Annotated in this window: 17 protein-coding genes; 7 read left to right on the top strand and 10 right to left on the bottom strand. The window is 58.3% G+C overall.

Annotated features, from left to right (window positions below):
- Positions 1 to 880 (top strand): LysR family transcriptional regulator (locus tag A3730_RS11885; RefSeq protein ID WP_063538111.1); only part of this gene is annotated, 880 nt, incomplete at its 5' end.
- A 449-nt stretch (positions 881 to 1,329) separates the two neighbouring features.
- Here A3730_RS11885 and A3730_RS11880 read toward each other — a convergent pair.
- The 10 genes from A3730_RS11880 to A3730_RS11840 form a co-directional block, all read right to left on the bottom strand.
- Positions 1,330 to 1,662: a DUF6176 family protein gene (locus tag A3730_RS11880; RefSeq protein WP_063520418.1), complete on the bottom strand. Its 333-nt coding sequence runs from the start codon at positions 1,660 to 1,662 to the stop codon at positions 1,330 to 1,332.
- Positions 1,663 to 1,681: 19 nt separating this feature from the next.
- The gene (locus A3730_RS33050) at positions 1,682 to 2,152 is read right to left on the bottom strand and encodes a DUF6713 family protein (protein ID WP_369817619.1); all 471 of its coding nucleotides are present in this window, start codon (positions 2,150 to 2,152) and stop codon (positions 1,682 to 1,684) included.
- 62 nt (positions 2,153 to 2,214) lie between these two features.
- Positions 2,215 to 2,349 carry a DUF6713 family protein gene (locus tag A3730_RS32925; RefSeq protein ID WP_255363125.1) on the bottom strand — a complete coding sequence of 45 codons (135 nt, stop codon included), beginning with the start codon at positions 2,347 to 2,349 and terminating at the stop codon, positions 2,215 to 2,217.
- Positions 2,350 to 2,420: 71 nt separating this feature from the next.
- Positions 2,421 to 2,885 carry a DUF1456 family protein gene (locus A3730_RS11870; protein WP_063520416.1) on the bottom strand — a complete coding sequence of 155 codons (465 nt, stop codon included), beginning with the start codon at positions 2,883 to 2,885 and terminating at the stop codon, positions 2,421 to 2,423.
- Positions 2,886 to 2,989: 104 nt separating this feature from the next.
- Entirely contained in the window at positions 2,990 to 3,307 is a 318-nt protein-coding gene (locus A3730_RS11865) for a multidrug efflux SMR transporter (RefSeq protein WP_063520322.1), read from the bottom strand.
- 119 nt (positions 3,308 to 3,426) lie between these two features.
- Positions 3,427 to 4,017, bottom strand: a complete 591-nt coding sequence (locus A3730_RS11860; protein WP_231880641.1) for a carboxypeptidase-like regulatory domain-containing protein — start codon at positions 4,015 to 4,017, stop codon at positions 3,427 to 3,429.
- Entirely contained in the window at positions 4,014 to 4,637 is a 624-nt protein-coding gene (locus A3730_RS11855; protein WP_063520321.1) for a hypothetical protein, read from the bottom strand. Before A3730_RS11855 ends, A3730_RS11860 begins: the two co-directional genes overlap by 4 nt.
- A gap of 59 nt (positions 4,638 to 4,696) precedes the next feature.
- On the bottom strand, positions 4,697 to 5,164 hold the full coding sequence (locus A3730_RS11850) for a CYTH domain-containing protein (protein WP_063520320.1): 468 nt from the start codon (positions 5,162 to 5,164) through the stop codon (positions 4,697 to 4,699).
- A gap of 113 nt (positions 5,165 to 5,277) precedes the next feature.
- On the bottom strand, positions 5,278 to 5,715 hold the full coding sequence (locus A3730_RS11845) for a DUF4279 domain-containing protein (protein WP_063538109.1): 438 nt from the start codon (positions 5,713 to 5,715) through the stop codon (positions 5,278 to 5,280).
- Positions 5,715 to 6,287, bottom strand: coding sequence for a lipocalin family protein (locus A3730_RS11840; RefSeq protein ID WP_063520318.1), 573 nt, complete (start codon positions 6,285 to 6,287; stop codon positions 5,715 to 5,717). Before A3730_RS11840 ends, A3730_RS11845 begins: the two co-directional genes overlap by 1 nt.
- Positions 6,288 to 6,397: 110 nt before the next feature.
- Between A3730_RS11840 and ccmA the strand changes: the two genes are divergently transcribed.
- The 6 genes from ccmA to A3730_RS11810 form a co-directional block, all read left to right on the top strand.
- Positions 6,398 to 7,051, top strand: coding sequence for a cytochrome c biogenesis heme-transporting ATPase CcmA (ccmA, locus tag A3730_RS11835; protein ID WP_082872355.1), 654 nt, complete (start codon positions 6,398 to 6,400; stop codon positions 7,049 to 7,051).
- Positions 7,048 to 7,716, top strand: coding sequence for a heme exporter protein CcmB (gene ccmB, locus A3730_RS11830; RefSeq protein WP_063520317.1), 669 nt, complete (start codon positions 7,048 to 7,050; stop codon positions 7,714 to 7,716). Before ccmA ends, ccmB begins: the two co-directional genes overlap by 4 nt.
- 61 nt (positions 7,717 to 7,777) lie before the next feature.
- Positions 7,778 to 8,536: a heme ABC transporter permease CcmC gene (ccmC, locus tag A3730_RS11825; RefSeq protein ID WP_007148604.1), complete on the top strand. Its 759-nt coding sequence runs from the start codon at positions 7,778 to 7,780 to the stop codon at positions 8,534 to 8,536.
- Position 8,537: 1 nt separating this feature from the next.
- A complete protein-coding gene (ccmD, locus tag A3730_RS11820) occupies positions 8,538 to 8,792 on the top strand; it encodes a heme exporter protein CcmD (protein ID WP_063520316.1) in 255 nt (84 codons plus the stop codon).
- Positions 8,776 to 9,237, top strand: coding sequence for a cytochrome c maturation protein CcmE (ccmE, locus tag A3730_RS11815; protein ID WP_063521078.1), 462 nt, complete (start codon positions 8,776 to 8,778; stop codon positions 9,235 to 9,237). Before ccmD ends, ccmE begins: the two co-directional genes overlap by 17 nt.
- Positions 9,238 to 9,483: 246 nt before the next feature.
- Positions 9,484 to 10,906 (top strand): RimK family protein (locus A3730_RS11810; RefSeq protein WP_063538107.1); only part of this gene is annotated, 1,423 nt, incomplete at its 3' end.

The raw sequence follows: 10,906 nt of genomic DNA, 5'->3' as shown, positions 1-10,906 counted from the left end.
TGATGAGGCGGGGTCAATGGTGGAAGCGGCGGAACGGCTACATGTTACCCAGTCGGCCCTGTCGCATCAGTTGAAAGACCTGGAACACCGGTTGGGGGTAGAACTGGTGGTGCGGCGCTCTCGCCCGGTGCGCTTCACCACGGCCGGGTTGCGGTTGCTGGCGCTGGGGCAGGACGTGCTGCCCAGGGTGCGGCAGGCAGAGCGGGAGCTGAAACGATTGGCTGAGGGACAATCAGGCCGGCTACACATCGCGATTGATTGCCACTCCTGCTTTCAGTGGCTGATGCCGGCGCTGGATGCTTTCCGTGAGCACTGGCCAGAAGTGGAGCTGGATTTGTCAGCGGCCTTCAGTTTTGCGCCGTTACCGGCACTGTTGCGCGGTGACCTGGACATGGCAATTACCTCTGATCCCGTCGAGGATACGGCGGTACATTTCCTGCCGCTTTTTCGCTATGAGCTGGTGTTGGCGGTCTCCGGACGTTCACCACTGGCGGGGCGAAAGTGGATTGAACCAGAGGATATCGCCGACCAGACCCTGATTACTTACCCGGTAGAACGCGAACGTCTGGATGTATTTACCGTCTTTCTCGACCCCGCCGGTGCGGAGCCTGCCTCTGTTCGAACGGCTGAATTGACCCCCATGACCGCACAATTGGTGGCCGCAGGCCGTGGCGTGGCAGCGCTACCGAACTGGGCGCTGACCGAATACACCGAGCATGACTTGCTGAAAACCGTGCGGCTCGGTGAGAAAGGGGTGTGGAGAACGCTCTATGCGGCGGTGCGGGCGGAGGATGAACAAACCCCCTATGTTCAGGAGTTCCTGAGTACGGCGAAGGAAATGTGTTTCAAAACCCTGTCCGGGGTCCGAGTGGCCCGTTAGTGACGGGGATGTGTATATTAATCAGGGCCTGCAAGCCTGCTTTTCCAGGGAAGGAACATTCAGCGATGAGCAAAAACGGTCACGGTGACGCGGCCGAATAGCTACAGTGGTGCAGATAGTAAGGCCGTGCATGACAAGGCGCGACAAAGCACCCGTCAGCCGGAAAAGCGGTCACGTTTTGCTGTGCCTCCTTACCAGCAGGCGCCACAGAACCAGGTTAGCCAACAAGAGATTCAGGAAAGAGTGGCGGATTGCGAACGACGGCGGATTGTCGGCTGTGATGACGCGCGGGCTAGACGAGAAATTGCGGACGAGGCGTATAGGAATACGCCTGGAGGACGACGACAGCAGGAGCAGATTCGCGATCGGAAAATGCGGGAGTGGATGCAGCAGCGATAGCTGCTGGTTTCAGGTCGGCTGGACTGGCCCCTTTTTCAGGGTTAACAGCTTCATAGGCGGCTATTTAGATCCACCAATAGCTCGGTCTTTACATGGCTGCCCCACACCCAGGCATTTTCTTTGAATTGACGATGCCGTGCGTCCACCGGGTTGTCCGAATCCGCCATGACTTGCTGCGATGTCTCGATGGAGTCTGCCCGCATATAGCAGAGAAGATAGTCCTTGCCACCCAGTGTTAGTGAAAACCAGGATTCTACGCTGACGCCTTCAGCCCGCAGGCTTTCCAGTGCCTGTTCACGATGGTCTTCGATAAAAGCTGTCCAGTCTTTTACTTCCTCGTCGCTGTTCGGCTTTAGCTCGATCAGGCCGGCGATAACGTCCATGTATTTTCTCAATATCCTGTCAGGATCGCTGATTTTGCGTTTGCGGGCCCTGGCCTGCAAGTGGCAGCGTTTTCAGTTGTGCCAGAGACAATATCAATGTGGCCGCCAGTAGCAACAGCGACATGGGCTGCCAAAACTCGGTATGTCCGGCCAGGAAAAAGCCGCTGTGGATCGCCACCGTTAGTATCCCCAGGCTAGCCAGAAACCGGTGGCACAGGCGTTGATGTGGGCTGTGGGTGGCCACTTGCATGAAGGCGAACATTACCAGGGCGATGATGGGCAGGTTAGGGAGCCTCTGAATAACTCCTTGCGCGCTCAGCGTGGCCTGAAGGGTGCAGCTGTTGTGTTTTGTCGCGACGGTCCGGGTGGCTCCCTTTCCTAGCGGCAAAGCGCAGCAGATGGGCCCTTCAGGCCGCGCCCTCCGGGTCTTCCAGGCTGGCCCGCACTCGTTGTTGCAATGTCTTGATGGGTGGACACACACCTTCAACATTGCGCCTAGATTGCGAACCAGCCTGAAAGACTGAGCATGCAAGGAGTTATTCAGAGGCTCCCTCATATCAGGTTGAGCTGATTGCCACCGGGTAAGTGGAAAAGGTTCCACTCGTGCCAATAGGCGGCATCGATCTGGTGGGTGAACAGCACGGTGCTGTTTAGCAGGAAAAGGATTTGTGGCAGGTCGGGTTTCATGGCATGTCTCCGCTATCACTGCCATGAAACCCGTTTTGCCGGGGTAATGCCATTACCTCACAGGTAAGCGCTTATTCCCCGTCACGATACTGAATCTGCAAACCCTTGAGAAAATTGCGCAGAATCTGGTCCTTGCACTCGCGATAATGCTTGTGGCCGGGTTTGCGGAAGAAGGCGCTGAGTTCGTGTTTGCTCATGCGGAAGTTGGCCAGTTCGAGCACCGCCAGCACGTCTTCGGCCTGCAGGTTCAGGGCGATTTTCAGTTTCATGAAAATCATGTTGTTGGTGAGGCGGCTTTCCGGTTCCGGTTGTGGCCCGGGCTTTTTTCCGCGCAGCGCATTGATCAGGCCGTTGAGAAAAATCGCCAGGGTGCGATCGGTGCATTTCTGAAAGGCCGGGTCGTCGTCCTTTTTCAGCCAGTCGCTGACTTGTTCCCGGGTGACGGTTTCGCCGGCTTCGGCGAAGACGCCGATCATGCGGGTGTCGTCGAAATCGAAGATGTACCGGGTGCGGCGGAGGACGTCGTTATTGAGCATGCGGGACCTGTGGTGAGGGAAACGGAGGGGCGTGACCGCCATGGTTCAAGCGTAATAGTACAGGGAACCGATGGCGGGGACACGTCTGCATGTCCGCAGAAGGCTCAGGGAGAAAAAATTTTCAGCCCCACAATACCGACCAGGATCAGCCCCAGACACAGTAACCGTGGGGCGTTAACCGCATCCTGGAACAGCAGAATACCCAGTAGCACGGTGCCGACGGTGCCGATGCCGGTCCACACCGCGTAGGCGGTGCCCACGGGCAAGGTCTGCATGGCTTTTGCCAATAGCCAGAAACTGGCGATCATGCCGATGAGGGTAAGCAGTGAGGGAAGCGGGCGGGTAAAGCCGTGACTGGACTTCAAACCCAGCGCCCAGCCAGTTTCAATAATGCCTGCAAGAATAACCAGGGCCCATGCCATGACGTGTCTCCTGTCATGGGGTCGTCCCCGTTATGTAATTGATGCGCTGGCGGTGATTGCCGGGGTCGTCCCTGGCATCCATTGGTGTCCAGTATAGCTCCTCAGACCCATGGGCGGAATCAGGGTTCCTGTGGGGCGAGAATTTTCTCGATGTGCTCGGGATCGTGGCAGAGCGTGAGCAGGGCGTCCTGGAAGGGGCGCTGTGCTTCCTCGTCGAAATGTTGCTGTATCCACTGCCTGAGCTGCTGCTGGTAATGGAAGTAGGGGCAGTTTTGCACCGGTGTGGTTTTTATATGGGCGAACAGCGGTACGGTGATTTCCCGGTGCTGTTCACCGGTTGGGGGTGCGATGGTGCGGGTTTCGGCCACGGCGTCGGGGTAGTCCGGGTGGCGGATTGTCCACTTGTCCGAGGCCAGATAGCTGGCCGGCATGGCCATATGGAAACCGATATGGGAGCTGCCGGGGAGGGTAAATTCCCCTTGCGCATTGCTGGTGGCAGTGCGCGGTGGTTCAGGGTCATCGGGGGAAACAATCAGGCTGATGGTGGCGCCGCTGATCGGGGCGCCGGTGTCGCCATCGATGACTGTGCCGCTGACGGGCTGGGCGTCCCACATCCGTTGAATCGTGGGAATGCAGCCGGTCAGTAGCAGGGCAAGCGCTGCTCCAGCCAGCGGGTAGACGAGTGCCTTCTTTGTGGATGACCTGATCATGGCACGGTCTCTATCAGACTGGAGAGAAAGGTATCCGTTTGTTCTGGAAAATAACCGCTGGCCAGGCCTAGCAAAATGAGCGCCCACAGGCTGATGCCCAGCAAGATCCAGATACCGTTGGCGAGCGTCAGTCGATTATTGAGCAGGCCCTGTTCATCCCCCTGGGACAGGTTGATGGCTTTTTGTGCCTTGAACAGGACGGCCCAGGTGACGGGCAGAAGCGCCAGTGAAATCAGGTCCAGAATGCCAAAGGTTTCCATGTTGGCGGCGGCCCGGTCAGACACGGTGCTGATCAGGTAAGAGAGAATATACAGGGTCGCCATGGTGGCCACCGGTAACGGTTTTGCCTTTCCTTCGCTTTCGTCATTGATGGTTTTCACCAGCGAGCCAAAGAAAAATACGCTGAACAGGGCACGTGCTATGGGCTGCACTTTTTTCTGCCGGGTGTCTTTTTGGTTCTGCCAGTTCCGGAAATTCCAGTAGACGTCATAGATACCCAGGGTCGCCCAGAAAAGCAGATTGAACTTCCAGGGAGCGACAACATAGAGCGCCAAACCCGAGGTGTCTGATTCCGGTGTGATGATCTCGCTGTCCGGTGCCTGGTAAAGGTTGGATTCCATTCGCTGTTCCCCCCGCATTCGCGCTTGCCGATGGTATTTTTGGATAACGCTGGCTGTGATTACGGCCAGTTCTTGTAGGGTGTGGTGCTTAGCGCGCTGTTGTAATAACGGCTGTCACCGGTGACCTCTTCCCCCAGCCAGGCCGGTTTTTCAAAAGACGTGCCTTCACTGGGCAGTTCGATTTCTGCCACGATCAGTCCGTCGTTATCGCCGTGAAACACATCAATCTCCCAGCACAGGTCGCCTTGTGGCAACCGGTAACGGGTTTTGTCGATGACGCCGGCGCCGCACAGCTCGGTGAGCATCTGGCGGGCATCCGCCAGCGGAATGGGGTATTCGAATTCACTGCGGGTGGCGCCCACGGTTTTGCCCTTGATGGTTAGCCAGGCGGTGTCGCCGGTGGTGCGAATTCGTACGGTGGCGTTCTTGTCGTGGCTCAGGTAGCCCTGGGTGAGCCGTTCCCCGGCCAGGGTATCGATAATGCTTATGTCACTGACTTTAAATTTGCGCTCAATTTCCGTTGCCATGGCTAGCTGCCTGAATAGTTGTCTAATGCATGGCAAGCGTAACACTGGCCAATAGCACTTCCCCATCATTTGTCGCCACACGGTTCATGTTGACGGCGATTCATTGATGGGGGCTATGCCGAATTATTCAGGTCTATGCCCAGTTGATCAAAGCTGATGTCAAAACCCAGTGCCTTGTAGCCGTCGATGATTTCATCAGGCAGATAAAACGTCGGGTCGTCCATAAAGAAGTACTGTGACACCCCGATGCCGTAACGATAGTGTGTTTCCCACAGGCTGTTATCCGGGTCGGGGTTGTCCAGGACAGACAGTTGCGGCGCCAGGCGCTGCAACTTGTAGAGCAACTTTTCAAAATGGTCCCGGTGGCTGACGGTGTGATCCAGCTGGCTGGAGAGAATCCAGCGATTTTCCTGGCGCAGGGCCTCGGGGACCGCATCGCTGTAGCTCTCGCCTTCGCGCCAGTAGTCGTCCGCACTTTGCCCCAGCAGCAGGTCCAGCTGCTGGGGATCGTGGTCAAAGCCGAATACAGCGAAATAGACGTGATGTTCCATTATGGCTTACCCGGGCGCAGGGTGCGGTTGCGTTCCAGTTGATCCACCGGAAAGCCCTTGTCCTCGGCCACCTGCACCAGTGCCTGGTACTGGTCATCGTTGAGTTCCGGCTGGCGCGCCAGTATCCACAGATATTCACGGCTGGGCTCGCCGATCACTACGGTCTGGTAGTCCTTGTCCAGGGCGATAATCCAGTAGTTGCCTTCGGTAATGGTGGGGATTAGTTTCGATACCCAGTTATCAAAGCGCACTTTCAGTTTGGCATTGCCGGAATCGGGGACAATGCGAGCGGTGCCTTCGGCTTCACTGGGTTCGTCGCCTTCGCGCTGGCAACGGTTTACCACCTTCAGGGTGCCATCGTCATTGGGGCTGTAGGTGGCGGTGGAGTCGTAGCAGCCGCGCTGAAACCATTGCGGCAGACGGGCGATTTCATACCAGGTGCCCGCATAGCGTTGCAGGTCCACCTGATCCACCGTGGCCAGAGGTTTGTCGCCGCCACAGGCGGCCAGTACCCCGCTGATCAGCACGATAGACAGGAATCGGGTGGTACGGGCAGTGTGGGTCACGAACATGAATGTCTCCTTTTGGGCGGCAACGCCTACAGGCTATCGGCTTCTTGCTGGCGATCAAGCCCGTTTTGAACTGTCGTGCTATACTTTTGCGCTGTTTTAGGGAGCCCGATTTGAGCCAGCCATTCACCCATTCTGATGCCGAAATCGCCCCCCGGCTTGTGCTGGAGCAGCTCAGCTGTGAGCGCGATGACCGGCTGTTGTTCAGTGGTTTGAGCCTGACTGCATCGGCCGGTGAAATCTGGCAGATCACCGGTGCCAACGGTGCCGGCAAAACCACGTTGTTACGCATTCTGGTGGGGCTGCACGGCTTCTATGAAGGCGTATGCCAATGGTGGCAGCCTCAGTGGCAACAGGAATTACTCTACCTGGGGCACCAGCCAGGAGTACGTGAAGAGCTCAACCCTCTGGAAAATTTGCGTTACGCCTGTGCGCTGAGCGAGCAGGGGGGCGACCCTATGGCGGCGCTGGCGGCGGTGGGTCTGCAAGGTTTTGAAGACGTGCCGGCGGCGCACTTGTCTGCCGGGCAAAAGCGCCGTATTGCCCTGGCGCGCCTGTGGCTGGACCACAAGGCGGTGTGGGTGCTGGATGAGCCTTATACCGCTATTGATCAGGATGGGGTGGCGGCGCTGGACCAGCAGATCCAGCAGGCGGCCCAGGCCGGCGCGTTGGTGATCTATACCTCCCACCATCAGGTGGGCGATGGCGTGCGGCGGCTGCACCTGGCCCACGGGCAGGCAGAAGTGACGGCAGAGGGGCTGGCATGAGCGTGTTTCGTGCGGCCCTGTCCCGGGAGTTATTGGTGCTGTGGCGTAGCCCGGCAGAAATCATCAATCCGCTGTTTTTCTTTGTCATGGTGATCAGCCTGTTTCCGTTGGCTATTTCGCCGAAACCGGAACTGCTGGCGCTGGTGGCCCCTGGCGTACTCTGGGTGGCGGCGTTGCTGGCGGTGATGCTGTCGCTGGATGGCCTTTTCCGGCGCGACCAGGAAAGTGGGGTGCTGGAATTGTTGCTCACCGCGCCGGTGATGGCGGTGGTGCCAGTAAGTGCCAAGCTGCTGGCGCACTGGCTGCTGACCGGTTTGCCGCTGGTGCTGATCTCCCCGGTGTTGGCGCACATGCTGCAGCTGCCCGATGCGGTGCTGGCTACGGTGATGCTGAGTTTGTTGCTGGGCACCCCGGCGCTGACCATTATCGGCGCCATCGGCGCGGCCCTCACCGTGGGCCTGAACCGGGGTGGTATTCTGTTGGCGGTGCTGGTGCTGCCGCTGTACATTCCGGTGCTGATTTTTGGCGCGGGAGCGGTGAGTGCCGCAGTCGACGGCGGTGCGGTGAATGGCATTCTGGCCATTCTTGGGGCGTTGCTGGCGCTGGCGGTGAGCCTGGGGCCGCTGGCGGTGGCCGCTGGCCTGAAGATCAGTTCCGGGAATTAAGCGCACCTTTTTCCGGTGGGAAAGAGGGCGTTATTGAAGATAGGTGAAGGTAGGTGTCGGAATGGTTTGGCAAACGATAAAACGCTGGTACCACATGCTCGGTTCGCCGCGTTATTTCTATACGTTCAGTTCTGCGCTACTGCCGTGGCTGACGCCCATTGCGCTGCTGGTGTTTACCGTGGGCATCGTCTGGGGGCTGGCGTTTGCCCCCAGTGATTATCAGCAGGGCAACAGTTACCGGATCATCTTTATTCATGTGCCTGCGTCCAGCGGTGCGTTGATGGGCTACATGGCCATGGGCGTGGCGGGCCTGGTGGCCGTGGTCTGGCGAATGAAAATGGCCGAAGTGATGATGAAGGCCATTGCCCCTTTCGGTGCGGCCCTGGCGGCCATTTCCCTGGCCACTGGCGCGCTGTGGGGCAAGCCCACCTGGGGCACCTACTGGCAGTGGGATGCCCGCATGACCTCCATGCTGATCTTGCTGTTCATGTATGTGGGTGTGATTGCCCTGCAGAACGTTATCAGAGACCCGCGCCAGGCCGCCCGTGCCGCCGGTTTGTTGGCCATGGTGGGGGTGATCAATGTGATCATCGTCAAATACTCGGTGGAATGGGTGCAGACCCTGCACCAGGGCTCCACCCTGAAACTGGTGGGTGAATCCACCATCAATCCGGCCATGAAATACCCACTGCTAATCAGCATGCTGGGAACCTGGCTGCTGTATGCGGTCAATGTACTGGTGCGAGCACGCACGGAAGTGGTGTGGCGCGAGCGGCGCAGCAAATGGGTTCGCAAGCTGGTCAAGGGCGGGGGGCAATAGCATGTATTTCGATAGCTTTGCCGATTTCCTGGCCATGGGGAAACACGGTTTTTATGTCTGGAGCGCCTACGGAATCAGTGCGTTCCTGATTATTGCCAGCATGGTGCTGGCGATGCGCGGGCAGGGACAGGTGCGCCAAACGCTGGCGCGGCAGTGGCGACTTGAGGCTCTGGCAGAAGAGCAGGCTCAGGAAAAGCAGCGCCGCCAGCAACACACTGAGCAAAAACCTGAGGTAGATGATGAATCCGGTACGTAAGCAGCGTCTTTTGGTGGTACTCGCCGTTCTGGTCGGGCTGGGCATCGCCTGCGGCCTGATGTTTTATGCGCTGCGTCAGAACATCAACCTGTTCTATACCCCGCAGCAGATTGCGGCCGGAGAAGCGCCGCTGGATGCGCAGATGCGCGTGGGTGGCCTGGTAGAACCCGGCACGGTCATTCGCAACCCGGATACCCTGGACGTCACCTTTGGGCTCACCGATGGCAAGGGGCGTTTTACCGTGCATTATCAGGGCATCCTGCCGGACCTGTTTCGCGAAGGGCAGGGCATTGTGGCCAATGGCACGCTGGTGAGCCGGACTCGCTTTGAAGCCGAGGAAGTGCTGGCCAAGCATGACGAAACCTACATGCCGCCGGAGGTGCAGGAGGCGCTGGAGAAGGCGGGGCATCCGGGTGCCAAGAAGGCCGGTGAATATAGTGAATAATTAATAGTTAATAATGAATAACGCCGCGCGCCAGCGCGTTGCGATCTTCACCGACAGAAGCCGCGTCCAGACTCTGGGCGCGGCTTCTGTGGTTTCAGGGCCTGGGAGCCTGTTCCGTGACGTTATTAATTATTCATTATTAACTATTCATTGCCCCTCACATTTCCCTTGCTACCCCTCCCTGTCTGGCCCTACATTCGCGGCTATCGGCGCCCTGTCGCGGCGCCCCTTTTGTCAGGGCTTTTCATGAGTCAGGTCATCATTCTGGTAGACGATCCCGCCGACTGGGCCGCCTACTATCCCGCCCGCTATCTCCTGTCTGCCAGGGACTACCTGCAAGCGCTGCAGCCGGTCTGTACCGACAAGAAAGTGCAGGTAATCAACCTGTGCCGCAGCTATAAGTATCTGAGTCCGGGGTATTACTGCTCGTTGCTGGCGGAAGCCCGTGGCCAGCGGGTGTTGCCTTCTGTGCGCACGGTGAATGACCTGAGCCGCAAGGCGCTTTATGGCCTGCATTTTGGCCAGTTCGAGGCGGCGCTGGACAAGGCCATGAAACGCAAAGGTGGTAGTGGTGATCATTTCAGCCTGTTGCTGTTCTTTGGGCATACCGAGCAGGAGGGCCTGGCCGATCTGGGGCGGCAGATTTTTGACCAGCTGCCATGCCCGTTGCTGAAGGTGGATTTCCGCCGCCGTGAGCAATGGGGTATTGAGGCGCTGAAACCGCTGACCCTGAAACAGCTGAAAGGGGCCGAGGAGGACGCGTTTGCCCGGGCGTTGGAACAGTTCAATGCCCGGGTGTGGCGTAACCCGCGCCGGCGTCGTGGTGACCGCTACGAGCTGGCCATGCTGGTCAACGACGAAGAGGCGTTGCCACCCAGCAACAAGACGGCTCTGAAGCGGTTTGTTCGTGCGGGCAGGCAATTGGGTATCAAGGTGGATCTGGTGGGTCGCGATGCCTATACGCGCCTTGGCGAATACGACGGCCTGTTTATCCGTGAGACCACCGCGCTGGATCATCACACCTATCAGTTTGCCCGCAAGGCGGAGCAGGAAGGCATGGTGGTGATCGACGATCCGGGCTCCATTTTGCGCTGCACCAACAAGATTTATCTGGCCGAGTTGATGCAGGCCAACAAGGTGCCGGTGCCGCCGACCGCGTTTGTGTTCAGCGACGATGATGCCCAGATCGACCGGCTGGTTGAGGAGCTGAAACTGCCCATGGTGCTGAAAATTCCGGATGGCAGTTTTTCCCGGGGGATCAGCAAGGTGGCCACCCGTGAAGCACTGGCTGAGGCGTTGCGTGGCTACCTGAAACAGTCTTCTGTGGTGCTGGCGCAGGCGTTCATGTACACCGATTACGACTGGCGCATCGGGGTGCTGAACCACCGCCCGTTGTTTGCCTGTCAGTATTTCATGAGCAAGGGGCACTGGCAGATTTACCATCACCAGAGTGGCGGTAAAACCGAGACCGGCAACAGCCGTACCTTGCCGGTACAGGAAGTGCCGCCCAAGGTGCTCAAGGCCGCTCTCAAGGCCGCCCGCTTAATGGGCAACGGCTTGTATGGGGTGGACCTGAAGCAATCCGGCGATGATGTGGTCGTCATCGAGGTGAACGACAACCCCAATATTGATGCCGGGGTGGAAGATGCCTGGTTGGGTGAAGATCTGT

This window comes from Alcanivorax sp. HI0044 (genome assembly GCF_001634945.1).
The sequence above is the reverse complement of the archived record's forward strand: the minus strand, read 5'-3'. Positions and strand labels throughout refer to the sequence as shown.